Annotated in this window: 16 protein-coding genes; 5 read left to right on the forward strand and 11 right to left on the reverse strand. The window is 55.1% G+C overall.

Annotated elements, in window-relative coordinates:
• Positions 1-97: 97 nt before the first annotated feature.
• The 3 genes from V6Z53_RS17920 (at position 98) to V6Z53_RS17930 (ending at position 3,489) form a co-directional block, all read left to right on the forward strand.
• Positions 98-706, forward strand: a complete 609-nt coding sequence (locus V6Z53_RS17920; protein WP_338580939.1) for a DJ-1/PfpI family protein — start codon at positions 98-100, stop codon at positions 704-706.
• Between the two features lie 44 nt (positions 707-750).
• The gene (locus V6Z53_RS17925; RefSeq protein WP_338580940.1) at positions 751-1,296 is read left to right on the forward strand and encodes a cysteine hydrolase family protein; all 546 of its coding nucleotides are present in this window, start codon (positions 751-753) and stop codon (positions 1,294-1,296) included.
• A 120-nt stretch (positions 1,297-1,416) separates the two neighbouring features.
• The gene (locus V6Z53_RS17930; RefSeq protein ID WP_338580942.1) at positions 1,417-3,489 is read left to right on the forward strand and encodes a pyridoxamine 5'-phosphate oxidase family protein; all 2,073 of its coding nucleotides are present in this window, start codon (positions 1,417-1,419) and stop codon (positions 3,487-3,489) included.
• A gap of 137 nt (positions 3,490-3,626) precedes the next feature.
• Here the strand turns inward: V6Z53_RS17930 and V6Z53_RS17935 are convergent, their stop codons facing one another.
• From V6Z53_RS17935 to cynS, 3 genes are all read right to left on the reverse strand, one after another.
• The gene (locus V6Z53_RS17935) at positions 3,627-4,289 is read right to left on the reverse strand and encodes a carbonic anhydrase (RefSeq protein WP_110750121.1); all 663 of its coding nucleotides are present in this window, start codon (positions 4,287-4,289) and stop codon (positions 3,627-3,629) included.
• A gap of 38 nt (positions 4,290-4,327) precedes the next feature.
• Positions 4,328-4,576, reverse strand: a complete 249-nt coding sequence (locus tag V6Z53_RS17940; protein ID WP_338580944.1) for a DUF2790 domain-containing protein — start codon at positions 4,574-4,576, stop codon at positions 4,328-4,330.
• A 104-nt stretch (positions 4,577-4,680) separates the two neighbouring features.
• Entirely contained in the window at positions 4,681-5,148 is a 468-nt protein-coding gene (gene cynS / locus V6Z53_RS17945; protein WP_338580945.1) for a cyanase, read from the reverse strand.
• A 137-nt stretch (positions 5,149-5,285) separates the two neighbouring features.
• On the opposite strand from cynS, the gene V6Z53_RS17950 reads away from it, so the two are divergent.
• Positions 5,286-5,531: a hypothetical protein gene (locus V6Z53_RS17950; protein ID WP_338580946.1), complete on the forward strand. Its 246-nt coding sequence runs from the start codon at positions 5,286-5,288 to the stop codon at positions 5,529-5,531.
• Positions 5,532-5,546: 15 nt separating this feature from the next.
• Here V6Z53_RS17950 and V6Z53_RS17955 read toward each other — a convergent pair whose 3' ends face one another.
• From V6Z53_RS17955 to V6Z53_RS17975, 5 genes are all read right to left on the reverse strand, one after another.
• Positions 5,547-6,494 carry a LysR family transcriptional regulator gene (locus V6Z53_RS17955; protein ID WP_338580947.1) on the reverse strand — a complete coding sequence of 316 codons (948 nt, stop codon included), beginning with the start codon at positions 6,492-6,494 and terminating at the stop codon, positions 5,547-5,549.
• Between the two features lie 363 nt (positions 6,495-6,857).
• Positions 6,858-7,250: a response regulator gene (locus V6Z53_RS17960; RefSeq protein ID WP_338580948.1), complete on the reverse strand. Its 393-nt coding sequence runs from the start codon at positions 7,248-7,250 to the stop codon at positions 6,858-6,860.
• 114 nt (positions 7,251-7,364) lie between these two features.
• On the reverse strand, positions 7,365-7,985 hold the full coding sequence (locus tag V6Z53_RS17965) for a response regulator transcription factor (RefSeq protein WP_338586514.1): 621 nt from the start codon (positions 7,983-7,985) through the stop codon (positions 7,365-7,367).
• Between the two features lie 17 nt (positions 7,986-8,002).
• On the reverse strand, positions 8,003-9,838 hold the full coding sequence (locus V6Z53_RS17970; RefSeq protein WP_338580950.1) for an ATP-binding protein: 1,836 nt from the start codon (positions 9,836-9,838) through the stop codon (positions 8,003-8,005).
• Between the two features lie 108 nt (positions 9,839-9,946).
• Complete coding sequence (locus tag V6Z53_RS17975; protein WP_338580951.1) at positions 9,947-10,546, reverse strand: lecithin retinol acyltransferase family protein; 600 nt, start codon at positions 10,544-10,546, stop codon at positions 9,947-9,949.
• Between the two features lie 420 nt (positions 10,547-10,966).
• On the opposite strand from V6Z53_RS17975, the gene V6Z53_RS17980 reads away from it, so the two are divergent.
• Positions 10,967-13,018, forward strand: coding sequence for a pyridoxamine 5'-phosphate oxidase family protein (locus tag V6Z53_RS17980; RefSeq protein WP_338580952.1), 2,052 nt, complete (start codon positions 10,967-10,969; stop codon positions 13,016-13,018).
• Between the two features lie 224 nt (positions 13,019-13,242).
• Here the strand turns inward: V6Z53_RS17980 and ycaC are convergent, their stop codons facing one another.
• From ycaC to V6Z53_RS17995, 3 genes are all read right to left on the reverse strand, one after another.
• Positions 13,243-13,875 carry an isochorismate family cysteine hydrolase YcaC gene (ycaC, locus tag V6Z53_RS17985; protein WP_338580953.1) on the reverse strand — a complete coding sequence of 211 codons (633 nt, stop codon included), beginning with the start codon at positions 13,873-13,875 and terminating at the stop codon, positions 13,243-13,245.
• Between the two features lie 312 nt (positions 13,876-14,187).
• Positions 14,188-14,697 (reverse strand): cupin domain-containing protein, encoded by a 510-nt coding sequence (locus V6Z53_RS17990; protein WP_338580954.1) that lies wholly within the window; start codon positions 14,695-14,697, stop codon positions 14,188-14,190.
• 192 nt (positions 14,698-14,889) lie between these two features.
• Complete coding sequence (locus V6Z53_RS17995) at positions 14,890-15,327, reverse strand: VOC family protein (protein ID WP_338580955.1); 438 nt, start codon at positions 15,325-15,327, stop codon at positions 14,890-14,892.
• Positions 15,328-15,338 lie beyond the last annotated feature (11 nt).

Raw genomic sequence — 15,338 nt, forward strand, 5'->3', positions numbered from 1 at the left:
TTTGTGGTCATTCTTTGTATGGCGGTTAAGGCGGAGCATAAGCACACACTCTTCCATGCTGAACAGCAGAGGTTCATGACCGATGAAACGCGTGCTTATGTTACTGGCCAACGGCGTAGAGCCCTTGGAAATGGCCGCTTTTACCGATGTGCTTGGCTGGGCCAACCTGCTGGGGGATCACCCTGTGGAGCTGGTCAACGCCGGCCTTCGCACAAAGATCGTGACCACCTTCGGTCTTATGCTCAATCCAAGTTTTTTATTGAGCGATCTGGACGTGGGCAGCTTCGATGCCTTGGCACTGCCAGGTGGTTTTGAACCGGCGGGTTTTTACGAGGAAGCCCTGAGCGAACCCTTTCTGGCGACCATCCGGCATTTCGTCGAAGCCGGCAAACCCGTTGCCAGCGTATGCGTGTCTTCCGTGTGCCTGGGCGTGGCCGGCGTGCTGCGTAACAGGAACGCCACGACCTACCACCAGGAAGGCGGCAAGCGCAAAAACCAACTGTTGGAAACCGGTGCACGCTTTGTCGATCGCCCGGTGGTTGTCGATGACCAGATCATCACTTCAAGCGGGCCAGGCACTGCCACCGAAGTTGCCTTCGCGCTGCTCGAAAAAATAACCAGCGTCGAAAATGCCGCTTTTATTCGCAAGAAGATGCGCTTCGCCACCCCCGACCGTGATTGGTACGAAACGCCGCAAGTGCCCTGAAATGATCCACCCACTCCGAGTCGACTCTTTACCAAGGTAACCGTATGACTAACACAGCACTCATCGTCGTTGATATTCAGAATGACTATTTTTCCGGCGGCAAATGGGAACTCAACGCGACTGACTCGGCCGCTGACAATGCGGCTCGTGTCATTGGAGCAGCACGTGAGCGGGGTGACGTGGTCATCCATATCCGTCACGAGACTTTAGCGCCTGATGCACCGTTTTTTGTCCCAGGCTCCGACGGCGCGCAATTGCACGAGAAGGTGCGCAATCTTGGGGACGAGTTGGTCATCGTCAAACACTTCATGAACCCGTACCGCGAAACGCAATTGCTCGAAGTGCTTGAGCACAACGAGATTGAACGGGTCACCGTGGTCGGCAACATGAGCCACATGTGCATCGATGCGGTCACCCGCGCGTCTGACGATTTCGGGTTTGAGACGACCGTTATTCACGATGCCTGTACGACCCACGATCTGGAATTCAACAACGTCAAGGTTCCCGCGCCTCTGGTGCATGCGGCGTTCATGGCTGCCTTGAAGTTCGGGTACGCCGAAGTGCTGAGCACTAACGAGTACGTGGCCTAGGCAACGCACAGAGTTGATGATCCCCGGCAACTGCGAATTAGCCCCCGCTGCCGGGGATTCAACCATTCCCCGCCGGGCGGCGGGTGAAGGGCACCTGTTCACGAATGCGTAGAGGTGATCATGAATCAATCCGACGCACCAGAAGCATCCCCTTGGCATGCGGGTGAGCGAGAACTGCAGGAAAGCGTCGGCGTCGCCGATCAGATGGAGATATTCGGACGCAAGGTAGTACGCGACTACATGCCTGATCAGCATCGATTGTTTTACAACCAGTTGCCTTACCTCGTGGTGGGCGCGGTCGATGAACAAGGGAGGCCTTGGGCCACGTTGATCGAAGGCCCGCCGGGCTTCATCCATTCACCCGATCCGCGAGTGCTGCAGCTCGACCGCCTGCCCGCCGAGGGTGATCCGGTCAGGACGGCCCTTAAGCAGGGCGCTGCCGTGGGACTGCTCGGCATTGACCTGAAGACCCGAAGGCGCAATCGAATGAACGGCAACATCAGCACCGCCTCGTCAGGCGGTTTTGCCGTTTCTGTGGTGCACGCTTTCGGCAACTGCCCGCAGTACATTCAGTTGCGAGGCGTTGAACCGGTCAGCCTTGGCCAAGCCTCATCAAATGTCCCGGCCGAATGTCTCAGCGAACTCGATGAAGCCGCCAAGGCGACCATCAGCAAGGCCGATACCTTTTTCATCGCCAGCTACGTCGACCTGGATGGCGATGCCTCCCGACGCTCGGTGGACGTTTCGCACCGAGGGGGCAATTCAGGTTTCGTCAGGATCGAAGGCAACGTGCTGACGATTCCCGATTTCGCTGGCAACCTGCACTTCAACACCTTGGGTAATTTCCTGCTCAACCCGCGCGCGGGGCTGGCGTTCATCGATTTTGAAACAGGCGACATGCTGCAAGTCAGCGGGCGTACCGAGATCATTCTCGAAGGGCCGCAGATTGCTGCCTTTCAGGGGGCTGAGCGGCTCTGGACGCTGACCGTGGAACAGGTAGTTCGACGTCAGGCGGTGTTGGCCCTGCGTTGGCGGTTTGAAGGTTTCTCGCCTAACAGCCTGATGACGGGCAGTTGGGAGCAGGCTGAAGGCCGATTGCAAGCCGATAGTCTGCGCGATCAATGGCGACCGCTGAGGGTGACGCGGATCGTTGACGAGAGCAGCACCATTCGCTCCTTCTACTTTGAACCGGCCGATGGCGCGGGCATACCGCGGTTCGAGGCTGGCCAACATCTGCCGGTGCGTTTTTGCCTTGCGCAAGGACAGGCGCCCCTGGTCAGGACCTACAGCCTGTCGAGCGCACCGTCGGACAGTTTTTTCCGCATCAGCGTCAAGCGTGACGGACTTATCTCATCCCATCTGCATGACCGCGTTCAGGTCGGGGATCTGGTTGAAGCCCGTGCCCCGCAAGGGCGCTTCACGGTGCAAGCCGATGAGTATCGACCATTGGTTTTACTGGCCGCAGGCGTGGGTGTGACCCCGCTGCTGTCGATGCTGCGTGAAGTGATTTATGAAGGCGAACGAATTCGTCGCACTCGTCCCACCTGGTTCATTCAAAGTGCGCGCAGCCTGGGGGAGCTCGGGTTTCGCGATGAGCTCTACGAACTGGCGACCCGTGCCAAGGATAAAATTCGTGCACTTCGTCTGCTCAGTCAGCCGGAAACGCATGCTCGCGTTGGTGAGGATTTTGAGGTGGCGGGGCGTGTGGATGTCGAACTGCTCAAGGCATTGCTGCCCCTGGACGATTATGACTTTTACCTGTGTGGCCCTGGTGCTTTTACCCAGGCGCTGTACGACGGCCTGCGTCAGTTGCGTATTGGCGATGATCGTATTCACGCGGAGACTTTCGGTCCTTCGACCCTGGTGCGCCAACGGGATCATTTAACTCCGGCGGTCGAGCAGATACCCGCGGCAGGCAGCCCGGTCAAAGTGCTGTTTTCGGCGTCGGCGAAGGAAGCTCGGTGGGAGCCGGGTGGCGGGAGTCTACTGGAACTGGCCGAGAGCCGTGGCCTGAACCCGGACTTCAGTTGCCGGGGCGGATCGTGCGGTACATGCCGGACCCGGTTGGTCAGTGGCCAAGTGCATTATCTGAACCTGCCGGCTGAGATGCCGGCCGAAGGGGAGGTACTGATTTGCTGTGCGGTGCCAGCGCAAGCCAAGGAGGGCGACGCCCCCCTGGTGCTGGATTTGTGAGTTGGCGTCATCGGTACTCAACCCGCCATGCGCGGGTTGAGTACCTGGTCGATGGCATTACGGCAGTAAGGGCAGGTCGTGGTGCTGTACATCGTGACTTCCAGCATGTTGAGTACTCCTGAAAACGAGAGGCTGATTCAGGCAACAGCTTTGGCTGGACGGGCATGAACGGCAACGGTGTTCGGATGCTTGACCAGAGACTTGAAGGTCTTGTTGTCGGCGTCCAAAGCGTCGATTGAACCGGTGCCGATGTCGTAGACCCAGCCATGCAGATTGACCAGACCTTTTTCCTGAGCCAGGCGCACGCTCGGATGGGTCTGAATATTGGCCAGTTGGGCGATGACGTTTTCACGCACCATCGAACTGACTTTGGCGGCTTCACTCGCGTGAGGACGCGACTCATTGATGACTTTCGCCGACTCGGCATGTTGCAACCAGCCGGCGACCGCAGGCAGGTGATCCATGCACTTGCACTTGGCGACAGCGGTCATGGCACCACAATCGGAATGGCCGCAGATCACGATATCGGTCACGCCCAGTACGGCGACAGCGTATTCCACAGTGGCGGACACACCACCGGAATGTGGGCTGTAGGACGGCACGATGTTGCCGGCGTTACGGATCACGAACAGTTCGCCAGGCTCTTGCTGCGTCAGCAGTTCCGGTACAACACGGCTGTCGGAACAGGTGATGAACAAGGTGCCCGGATGTTGTGTGGTGGCCAGGTGTTTGAACAGGTCAGTGCGTTGTGGGAATGCTTCTTTCTGGAACTTCAAGAAACCTTCGATGAGCGCTTTCATGGTGTGTACCTTCAATAAGAGTTGTGTTTGGGTAACGATTAGTTGGTGCAGCCGCTGCCGATCACGCTGTATTCCAGGATGTGGGTTTCCCCGTGTGAATCGCGGTAAGTCATTTGAACCGGCGTCGGGCCACAGACATCCGCCGTCGGAGTGATATGGATGACTTTGGCGATATCCAGATGCATGCCATACGCATATGGAACGGCCTCAGGGGCGACTACAGCTTGCTGTGCGTAGGCAGACAGCGAAGCCGTCAGGGACAGGGCGAGAAACAGAATTTTTTTCATGACGAATCCTCCATTCAAATGTGGTGATTGATCGAAAAGGGTTAAGAAATTTTTTGAAGCAGGCCCGCAAGGCTGCGGGCCGATTTACAGGTCCGGTTGCATCCTTAGAAAGGACGCAGTGGCAGGAACTTGCCGTCGAGGGTGATTACTGCACGGTGACCGCCTTCCGGGTCTTCGACTTTCTTCATGTCGAGCTTGAAGTTGATCGCGCTGATGATGCCGTCGCCGAACTGCTCGTGAACCAGGGCTTTCAAGGTGGTGCCGTAGATCTGGATCATTTCGTAGAAGCGGTAGATGGTCGGATCCGTTGGAACACCCGACAGGCTGCCGCGCAGCGGGATGATTTGCAGGCGGGCGACCGAGTCGGCGTCCAGGTCCAGTTTTTCGCCGATCACTTTGGCAGCGGCTTCAGGCAGCGGATGCTGGCCGAGCAGGGCGGCAGTGACATAAGCCAGACCGAGGCCGGTGCCTTGGGTGACGTCTTCGAAAGACAGATTCTTGCGGGCCTTGGCGTCGAGGATTTTCGCGGTCAGCTCGAGGCTGGTGTCGTTGTAAGCGTGGGACTGTTGCATGGTGTCTCTCCTATCGGGCTTGCTTGGTGAGTGTTGCTTGGGTGTGAAGCAATCTTCTGCCGTTTGCTCGATAGCGTCCAAGATCGATAAACAATCCTTCGCATAAGTCCTGCCTATAGATGCCTGTTGGAGAGTTCATGAAAGTTGCAAACTTAGAAGCGAAGCTATTGATCCCCAACGGCTACCCGGTCTGGATTGGCGTGACGGAGGTATGCATCGGAGGGGAGGGCACGGCCATGCGTTTTGTCTTGCCCTTGGACGGGCATAACCTGCCATTGCTGCATCGTCAGGAAACGAAACTGGTAGTGGCGCTTGAGGGGCAACTGGATATTCGCGCCGGTCGACAGCGCATTGCGTTGCTTGAAGAGGGGGAAGTGAGGTGATCGCCTCGATCTATTTCAAGCCGCTTCTCTGTTGGCATTTATTTCGAGCAATGTTGCGCTTTTTTCGCTCAGGTAATGACTGAAGCGCGAGCGAAGCCAGCGTTCGCCCGGATCGTTGTCCAGCGTGGCGCTCCATGACATGGATAGATCAAGGGACGGGAGATTCATCGGAACGGGGTCCGCGCGTAAACCACCTTGCCGCGTCATGGCCTTCGCGACGTAATCGGGTACGACGGCCAACATTTGCGTGCCCTCAAGCAGTGTTTTAAGTGCGCTGTATTGTGGAACAGCCAGGAGTACCTGGCGCTGCCGCCCCAGAGATCCCAGCGCTCGGTCAATGTAATCGGACGCTTCACCGTTGACCGAAATAGAGACGTGTGGACGATCGCAGTACTCGTTGAGGTCCAGGGCACCGGCCATGTTGTCGGCGCTCAAAACAGTAGGACGAATGCTGCGCAGGAATTTGCGTTTAGCATTGGCGGGGAGTTCGCGGCAATGGCAAACGCCCAGTGACACCTCGCCTGTCGACAGCTGATTGGCCAGCAATGAGTGGTCGGTACGACGCACGACAAAACCGACTTGAGGCGCTTCAATACGCAGTTGGCGCAGCAGGTCAGGCAGCAACGAATATTCAACATCATCCGAAAGACCAATCCTGAAAACGCTGGTACTGGTCAGGGGATCGAATTCACTCATGTTGCTCAGCGCTGCCGCCATGGTGTCGAGGGCAGGGGTCAAGGCGAGTTGTATATTGAATGCTCTGCTCGTTGGCTCCATGGTTCTGCCCATGCGAATGAACAGCGGGTCATCGAAAAACTGACGCAGCCGACTCAGGGAGGCACTGATCGCCGATTGGCAGAGAAACAATTTCTCACCGGCGCGGGTAAGATTTCGTTCGTGCATCAGCGTTTCGAAAACGATCAAAAGACTGAAGTCGATTTTGCGCAGATCGTTTCTGTTCATCGTCATCACCAAAAGGGTTGCGGCCCGTCATTGTGCTTCAGCGCGCAAAGAGCGATGTTCAAAGGGCATCTGACTCGTTGCCTGTGAGCCTCTAAGCGGACGGTAATAATCAAGTCAATTAAACGGCTTTGGAGGCCTGTGTTAATTGAAATGCCGCTTTCGTTGGCTTGGATGTATGGTGAATGATGATGACTTGATTAGCACTTCTACGTAGGTTTCAATCGTCTAAGGTATAAGTGGTAGGGGCTAATACTTGAGTATAAGGGGGGGGGTTAATTGCGTAGGTCGGGTGAGTGAGCCGGAAAAGAAACAATCAATATTTTGCAGTTAACTAGCGAGGTTTAACAAAGTGCATCGCGATTGTCAGTTTGCGATAAAACCTGCCTCTCTATCCCTCAGGATTTGCTCAATACAATCAATCATCAGTTGTCCGTCGAATGGTTTGCTGAGAAAACAGATCGCTCCCGCGGATTTTGCACGTTTGCGAACCGACTCCTCCGGGTATGCGGTGATGAAGATAATGGGGATGTCGTGCCCTTTACTGAGGAGTTCAGATTGCAGATCCAAGCCCGTCATGCCCGGCATTTGAACGTCCGAGATCAGGCAGTCCGTGCCGTAGTTTTTGGCGCAGGCGAGAAAATCTTCGGCACAGGAAAAAAGACTGGGTTCACAGCCCATGGAACGCACCAGACTACTGAGTGCGATTCGGCCAGATTCGTCATCGTCGACGATGGAGATCACAGGGACTTTGTTCACTGCGCGGATCCTGGGCGCAACATCAATGGATTCGAAACAGCTGAAAAGCTATCGCGCCAATTCCACTCTATTTGCCAATAACCCTAAAAGAAATCATACACACGTATGTGTTGCTCAGCGTTTTGGTCCGATCCCCAGGTTTTGTGCCATGCGAACCAAGTCTGCAAACGACTTTGCGCGCATTTTCTTCATCACATGGCCGCGATGGATTTTGACGGTGATTTCACTCAGATTCAGTTCTCCCGCAATCTGTTTATTCATCAGGCCCTTGGCTGCGTGGACCATGACCTCTCGCTCACGGGCCGTCAGCGATTGGTAACAGGCATGCATTTGCGCGTCCTGCTGGTCGATTTCCCGGCGCTTGGCATCCTTGTGGTGAGCAGCGGCGACCGCATCCAGCAAATCCTGATCGCGGAACGGTTTGACCAGAAAATCCACGGCCCCGGCTTTCATCGCCTTGACTGACATGGCGATGTCCCCATGGCCCGAGATGAAGATGATGGGCAATGCGATCTTCGACTCCACCAACTGATGTTGGAACTCCAGGCCACTGGCGCCCTGGAGCCGAACATCGAGCACCAGACAGCTGGGCGCATCGGGATCGGGCAGTTTTAGAAACTCTGCGGGCGAGGCAAACGTCTGCACTTGGAGTCCCACCGAACGAAAGAGACTACTGAGCGCTTCGCGCATGGGGGCCTCGTCGTCAATCACGAAGACGACAGGGCTCTTATCCATGGAAGAAATATCTTCGTTCACGCAGGCTCCTCATTGCTGTCGGGGAAGGACAAGTGGAATGCCGCGCCTTTACCGTCTTCACTTGTCGCCCAGATGCGGCCGCCATGGGCGTCAATGATCGATCGACAAATGGATAACCCCATGCCCATTCCGTCGGGCTTGGTTGTGTAGAAAGCGTTGAAGAGTCTGGGCATGCTTTGTGGCGAAATACCGGGGCCGTTGTCTTTGACATCCACGCACAGTTCGCCCGCATCAGAACGCCTGAGGCACACATGGAGCGTGCGAGGGTTACCTTTGGTATTGGACATCGCCTGCACACCATTCATGATCAGATTGATGATGACCTGCTGGAGTTGGACGCGGTCACCCATGATCTCGGCTGCCTCAATATCGTATTGATGGTCTAGCACAATTTTGTTCCGTCTGACCTCCCTGTCGACCAGCGCCAATGACTCTTCAATGACCTCCATGAGATCAACGGGGACGCTCTGAGGATCGGTCTTGCGTGACATTGCCCGGATACGTCGAATCACTTCGCTCGCACGATGGGTCTCGCTCATCATCCGCTCCATCGCACTGCGCACCTCATCGATGTTTGGATTATCGCGATTCAACCAGCGCAAACCGGCAGTGCCATTGGTGGTCACGGCGGCCAATGGCTGGTTGACTTCATGTGCTATCGATGCCGCCAGTTCACCCAATGTGGTGATCCGGGTCACGTGAGCCAGTTCAGTCTGCGAGCGATGGAGCGCTTCCTCAGACATCTTTGCATCAGTGACATCCATCAGCGCCCCGATGTATTCAAAATTCCCGGCAGCGTCCTGGACGGGATGAGCCAGCATTTGCACGTGCTTGATCCGCCCGTCAGCCATCAACAAGCGATACTCCACCTTGATGTGGGGCTCTTTCTGGTAGGCGTGCTTGATCGACACTTTGACCAGGTCCAGATCATCGGGATGGGTTTTTTTCAGGACGCTGGACAGCAGCGGTTCCTCGTCGTCGCCGAACTCGAATATTCGCCGAGCCTCGTCGGACCAGTACATCTCGCCGCCAGGGATCTTCAGACCAATGCTCCCGGTCTGACTCAGCCATTGAGCACCGGCCAGAAACGCTTCGCTGCGTCGCAGGGCATTGATAGCCTTTTTTTGCTCGGTGATATCGTTGTGAGTGGCCAAAATCGCTTTTGGTTGATTGCTCTCGTCCCGTGACAGTGAGCAGCGACTTATAACCGTCACGGGGGTTCCGTCACGTCGGTGTTCCACAACTTCGCCTTCCCATCGGCCGGTTTCAATCAGCGAGGCCATGATTTGTTCCCAGGTGAGCATCAGTTGAGGCCGCAGGAGCTTTCGAAAATCCTGACCGATAGCTTGTGCTTTGGACCAGCCATACAAGGCTTCGGCGCCCGGGCTCCAGGTAGTGATGATGCCGTTCATGTCTCGAACGATGATTGCGTCATGGGTTTGCGCAAGCATCCGCACCTGCTCTTGCAACTCGTCATTGGCTGCTTTGTTTTTCAGTGCCAGTAAAGTGGTGATACCGATCGCGGACAGGCTGACCAGACAACGGGCGAACGCGGAGCCGTTGAAGTCGCTGCCATGGGAAATAAAGAAAGCGGCCAACGTTAATCCAAAGCAGGAGAGCGAAACGCGAATTACACCTTTGCGGGAAAACAGGTTCACCGACATCAGAATCACGGCGACATAGAGCACCGCTATGGCGATATGGATGGAAGTGAGCGTGTCGATGATGAAGATCGCGCCTGCCAGCGTGGCGGCGCCAAATCTCTGGAGTTGCGTATGAGCAGCAGGGGCGGGGCTATCTACAGCTACCGTCGGTTCAATTGAGATTTTCATATCAATCAATAGGCCTGCTGGGAGTGCAATTCATCACGGGTGATTGCAGTGAACACCCCTGGCGAAATTGCAGCAAGCTAAACCCATACCGAATAGCGACGACGGAGACTAAGCGATCAAACCTGTCTTCGACGAGAAGAGCATGCGCACCAGGCGCAAAGGGCGATGCAGATACTCGGCAACTTGTGCGCTGTAGCTATTGCCGTTAATGCACCAGTTGCAAAAATGTTCGCAGTTGTTTGACAGGATTTTGTACTCTGATTCTCCGACTCTCGACATGGCCCGTACAATGATTTCGTCGCTGGAAAAAGCGCATTGTTCCTGATGTACCCAGATGGAACTGCCATTACCGAAGCGATCCAGGTCAGTGACTTCGATCGGGCCGGCTTGCAGCGATGCACTCAATCCAGAGTAATGAGCTACCTTGCCATCGCCAAGGTAGATGCCGTGATGGACATAGAACTTGCGCGGACTTACCAGGTGCGATCCAGCACTCAGTCGATCAGAATCGCGGACCATCAAGACTGCTTGCTTTGAGGTTGCTTCCCATGGTGTTGGCGCATCATTAGCGTTGCAGGTAGGGGATCCGTTCTCGAAAAACGGGTCACTCATGTTTGATTCACATTCCATGTTGACGACTGCCGAGTTCAAAAAGATCGAACCCAGGGAGGATGCAATGCCAATTGTTTTCATCAATAGCGTGTTCATGATGAAGTCCTCTGGAACCGTTGAAATTAGAGTATCTTTCCAGAGAGAAATAAGCAGTCGTGCATAGGTTTGCAGCCAATAGTCACTTTATATGTGTGACTCATACTTCAGTATTATTCGGAGCGCAGGTCCAGTTCTATCCGAATGAAGATTCAGCCGAGAGCGTTCCTGCCTGACACGCGATTTTTTATGGACGTTGCTTATTGTTCATGATCAATCAAACGCCAATTACTAACGCCTGCGTGCGATGCCTGCGACTGTTTCAGTTTCTGAAACGCTGGATTGCCATTTTTGCACATTCCACCAAGGTTGCCTCGGGGCGAAGATGAGCGCTCACGACTCTTGCCCCGCAGGGGAGAAGAGCCCTAAATCGTAGCCGCTGGCGCGATATGTATCGCAATAAGTGCTAGGAGACAACGAATGGATGAAGTCTCGAAACCGCAACCTTCGCCTTGGCATGAGGGCGAGTTGACCTTGCAACGCACAGTCGGTGCGGTGGACATGATGGTGGGTGTCGGCCAGCGGCAAATGTCCCGGGCGTGGATGCCGGACCAGCATCGCGAGTTTTATGCCCAATTGCCTTTTGTTGTATTGGGGGCTGTGGATCGGCAAGGTGATGTATGGGCAACGATTCGTGCTGGGCGACCTGGATTCATGAATTCGCCCGCACCGGAAATATTACGTATCAACCTGCAGCAGCAGCCGAACGATCCTGCCCAAAATGGCATGAAGCAGGGCGATGCCATTGGTATGTTGGGCATTGAGCTGCATACACGCCGACGCAATCGTATGAATGGCAACGTGCTGCGTCAGCTGGATGATGGTATCGAAATTTCCGTGACTCAGGCTTACGGTAATTGTCCGCGCTACATCAATCTACGCCAGTACGCATTTGTCGACGAGACAAGTGACACAGTGCTTGCCTTGACGACGGCAGACTTAAAGGTACGCCGCATGATCACCACGGCCGACTCGTTCTATGTCGCGACCTACGTCGTGCGTGATGATCAGAACCAGGTTGATGCATCCCATCGGGGCGGTAAGTCCGGCTTTGTACGAATGGAAGAGGATGAGACGCTAACCATTCCGGACTTCTCCGGGAATCTGTTTTTCAACACCTTGGGTAACATCTTGCTGACCCCCCGTGCGGGACTGTTGTTCATCGACTTCCAGACGGGTGATCTGCTGCAAATGAGCGGTTCGGCTAAGGTTCTGCTGGACGACCCCGAAATTGCGGCGTTTCAGGGCGCCGAACGACTATGGCGTTTCAAGCCTCAGCACATTGTTTATCGCCAAGGGGCCATCCCGTTGCGCTGGGTGGACGAAACCGAGGGTGTATCGCCCAACTCATTGATGACTGGCAGTTGGGCGCAAGCCACCGAGCGACTGCATGCCGAAGCCCTGCGCAACCATTGGAGGACAATGCGAGTTGCCCGAGTTGTGGATGAGAGCCGCAACATCCGGTCTTTCTATCTGCAAGCGAATGACGGCGCCGGCCTGCCCAGGTTTGAACCAGGTCAGCACTTACCCGTGCGAGTGTTGTTGGAAGGCCAGCAGACACCGTCGATTCGTACCTACAGCGTGTCCAGCTCACCGTCCGATGACTTCTTGCGCATCAGCGTCAAGCGTGACGGGTCGGTGTCTTCGCACCTGCATGATCGGATCCGGGTCGATGACTGGATTGAAGCACGGGCTCCCCAAGGAGATTTCACGGTTCAAGCCTCCGAGCGGCGTCCATTGGTACTGCTGGGGGCCGGCGTTGGCATTACGCCTTTATTGTCGATGCTGCGTGAAGTGGTTTATCAAGGTAAGCGCGTCAATCGTATGCGTCCGACATGGGTAGTACAAAGCAGTCGTTCGGTAGACGATCTGGCTTTTCGTGAGGAAATTGATGAACTGTCGACCCGGGCGGGGGACAAGATACGGATTCTACGTGTTGTCAGCCAACCCCCCATCGACGGCGCAAGTGAAAGTTTTGATGTACCGGGCAGAATCGATGTCGAGCTGCTCAAGACATTGCTCCCCCTCAATGACTACGACTACTACCTGTGCGGTCCTGGGAGTTTTACTCAGGCGTTGTATGACGGACTGCGCAAGATGCGTATTCCCGATGATCGCATTCACGCTGAAACCTTCGGACCATCAACGCTCGTTCGTGACATAGAAGTCAGTGTGCCCGCGGCGCAGCAGGTACCCATGGCCAATGAAGCCGTGAAGGTCCTGTTCGCGAAGTCTGGCAAGGAAGCACGATGGGAACCGGGGGCAGGCACGTTGCTCGAGCTGGCAGAAGCACGTGGACTCAATCCCGAGTTCAGTTGCCGCGGCGGCTCCTGCGGTACGTGTAAAACACGACTTGGCAGGGGACTGGTCCATTACCTGAATATGCCAGCGCAACGATTGGCAGGCGACGAAGTGCTGATCTGTTGCGCAGTACCGGCGCAGGGCAGCGAGACACTAGTGCTGGACATTTGAGTCGTTACTGGACGTGAAGAATCTGACGGACGAAGATTATGAGGAGGGCGCATTCGGCAACGTTTACGTCTATCCAGGGGCGCCGAGAATGGTGCAGGCTGTCCGGCGACAGGCTGCATGGGGAAGGGCGAGAGGGCCCTTTTTTGTGAGCGTGATTTACAGCAATTCCATATGAATCCCATGCCTAAAGCCCGCAAAAGCGGGCCTCGGGTTTCAAACCTGACTTACGATTGGCGTGCAGCCAACGCCGAGTAGCTGTTCATCAAGTTGCGATAGTTCGGAATGCGCTGGGACAAGAGATTGCCCAAGCCTTCGATGTCGTTGCGCCAGTCGCGCTGTAGCTCACAGGCCACCGAGAACCAGTTCATCATTTGAGCACCGGCCTGCGTCATGCGGTTCCAGGATGCCTGTTGCACTGTAGTGTTGAACGTACCGGAAGAGTCGGTCACCACAAAAACGTCAAATCCTTCTGCCAGTGCCGACAGGGTCGGGAACGCTACACAGACGTCAGTGACGACACCGGCAATGATCAATTGCTTGCGACCGGTGGCCTTGATTGCCTTGACGAAATCTTCGTTGTCCCAAGCATTGATCTGACCAGGTCGAGCGATGTAAGGCGCGTCAGGAAACATCTCTTTCAGCTCCGGCACCAATGGTCCGTTCGGGCCTTGCTCGAAGCTGGTGGTGAGGATGGTCGGCAGCTCGAAGAATTTGGCAACGTCAGCAAGTGCCAACACATTGTTCTTGAATTCGTTGGGCGTGAAATCCTGAACCAGGGAAATCAGACCGGTTTGGTGATCGACCAACAGCACTACAGCGTCGTCTTTGTTCAAGCGGTTGTAGGTAGCGTTGCTCATGATGAAATCCTTTTGAGGTGGGTGAATGTTGTCGTTCAACATGGGCTCAGATTAAGGATCGATGGAGGGGAGAAAAAGACGGTGGAAACGGTTTCACTGTCAACTGACGGGGGACAATGAGCGGTTTTTTTTCTTTGGAGGTTAGGGGGTATGGTTTAAAGCATGAATGAACAGCGTCGATTGGGTTGATTGTCCATTAGCAGAGTTCCGCTCTGACACATGATTTAACATAATATACATTACACGTAACAACGTATTTCCATATCAGCCTCGTTGCACGCAGAACTGAGGACTGGAATTCACGTCAGCTCCTCAATCATCCGTCAGCGCTTCAATCAAATGCGAATGCTCAGGAAATTCCTCGCTGAGCTTCTGTCGATCACCCATTTCCATATCCGCAAAATCAAACCCTGGCGAAACCGCTTCGCTGATCAAACCGAATCCCGACGAACCTTCCAATAGTCGTGACGCTTTCCAGATTCCGCCCGGTACGTGCAACTGCAAACTTTGGCCGGCCATCACGTCATTGCCCATCACCACGGTTTTCAATGTGCCGTCCGGATAAATGAGGCAGTACTCAATCGCGTCACCCAAATGGTAGTAATGCACGATGTCTGATTGGTTGAGATGGAAATGACCTACAGGCGAATCCTTGGTCAGCAGGTAATAAATAGACGTCATCCGATGGCGCGGACCACCTGCAGTCATGAGCAGGTTCTGATCGTCTGACTGGAACGTTCTGCGGTAAAAACCGCCTTCTTCGTGAGGTTCCAGTTCTAACGCGGAGATCAGGTATTGAGCGGTTGCAGGGCCTTTAAACACGACCTTCTCCTTGTAATGCGCATTTCGACGACAATAACCGCACGTTTGATGCATTTAGTTGCATAACTCGACTAAACATCTATTTAGTCGATTTAACTTTCAAACGTCCAGATCCTTGATTCATAGACGCAATACCTGCAGACCCCTGCCCCAATGGTCAGACGCCTTCCATAGCTCCTCATCAGAAGCGAGCTACCCGAGTTCCTGCGCAAGCCCGATGAGAATGCCTTCCGGCCCTCGAATGTAGCAAAGCCGGTACGTGTCTTCGTACTGGACCACGCTGCCGACAAGTTCCGCGCCGCGTTTTTGGAGCCTGGCGAGCGTGTCGTCGATGTCCTCGACAGTGAACATGACGCGAAGGTAACCCAGTGCGTTCACCGGGGCCCTGCGGTGATCGGCGATCACCGGTGGCGCGAGGAATCGGGATAATTCGAGCCGGCTGTGCCCGTCCGGCGTACGCATCATCGCGATCTCGACGCGCATCTCGCGCAATCCAGTGACCCTATCGGCCCAGTCTCCTTCGATTGGCGCACGCCCCTCGAGCGCGAGGCCAAGTTCGGTAAAAAACTCAATGGCGGCATCGAGGTCTTCTACAACGATGCCGATGTTGTCCATACGCTTGACGGTCATGATGTCTCCTT

Origin of the sequence: Pseudomonas sp. MAG733B, assembly GCF_036884845.1 — a bacterium.
In the GTDB taxonomy this organism is placed as follows: domain Bacteria; phylum Pseudomonadota; class Gammaproteobacteria; order Pseudomonadales; family Pseudomonadaceae; genus Aquipseudomonas.

What these genes read in the sequence shown, in the direction of transcription:
- V6Z53_RS17920 (WP_338580939.1), top strand. Translation starts at nt 98, where the DNA reads ATGTTACTGGCCAACGGCGTAGAGCCCTTGGAAATGGCCGCTTTTACC.
- V6Z53_RS17925 (WP_338580940.1), top strand. Translation starts at nt 751, where the DNA reads ATGACTAACACAGCACTCATCGTCGTTGATATTCAGAATGACTATTTT.
- V6Z53_RS17930 (WP_338580942.1), top strand. Translation starts at nt 1,417, where the DNA reads ATGAATCAATCCGACGCACCAGAAGCATCCCCTTGGCATGCGGGTGAG.
- V6Z53_RS17935 (WP_110750121.1), bottom strand. Translation starts at nt 4,289, where the DNA reads ATGAAAGCGCTCATCGAAGGTTTCTTGAAGTTCCAGAAAGAAGCATTC.
- V6Z53_RS17940 (WP_338580944.1), bottom strand. Translation starts at nt 4,576, where the DNA reads ATGAAAAAAATTCTGTTTCTCGCCCTGTCCCTGACGGCTTCGCTGTCT.
- cynS (WP_338580945.1), bottom strand. Translation starts at nt 5,148, where the DNA reads ATGCAACAGTCCCACGCTTACAACGACACCAGCCTCGAGCTGACCGCG.
- V6Z53_RS17950 (WP_338580946.1), top strand. Translation starts at nt 5,286, where the DNA reads ATGAAAGTTGCAAACTTAGAAGCGAAGCTATTGATCCCCAACGGCTAC.
- V6Z53_RS17955 (WP_338580947.1), bottom strand. Translation starts at nt 6,494, where the DNA reads ATGAACAGAAACGATCTGCGCAAAATCGACTTCAGTCTTTTGATCGTT.
- V6Z53_RS17965 (WP_338586514.1), bottom strand. Translation starts at nt 7,985, where the DNA reads ATGGATAAGAGCCCTGTCGTCTTCGTGATTGACGACGAGGCCCCCATG.
- V6Z53_RS17970 (WP_338580950.1), bottom strand. Translation starts at nt 9,838, where the DNA reads ATGAAAATCTCAATTGAACCGACGGTAGCTGTAGATAGCCCCGCCCCT.
- V6Z53_RS17975 (WP_338580951.1), bottom strand. Translation starts at nt 10,546, where the DNA reads ATGAACACGCTATTGATGAAAACAATTGGCATTGCATCCTCCCTGGGT.
- V6Z53_RS17980 (WP_338580952.1), top strand. Translation starts at nt 10,967, where the DNA reads ATGGATGAAGTCTCGAAACCGCAACCTTCGCCTTGGCATGAGGGCGAG.
- ycaC (WP_338580953.1), bottom strand. Translation starts at nt 13,875, where the DNA reads ATGAGCAACGCTACCTACAACCGCTTGAACAAAGACGACGCTGTAGTG.
- V6Z53_RS17995 (WP_338580955.1), bottom strand. Translation starts at nt 15,327, where the DNA reads ATGACCGTCAAGCGTATGGACAACATCGGCATCGTTGTAGAAGACCTC.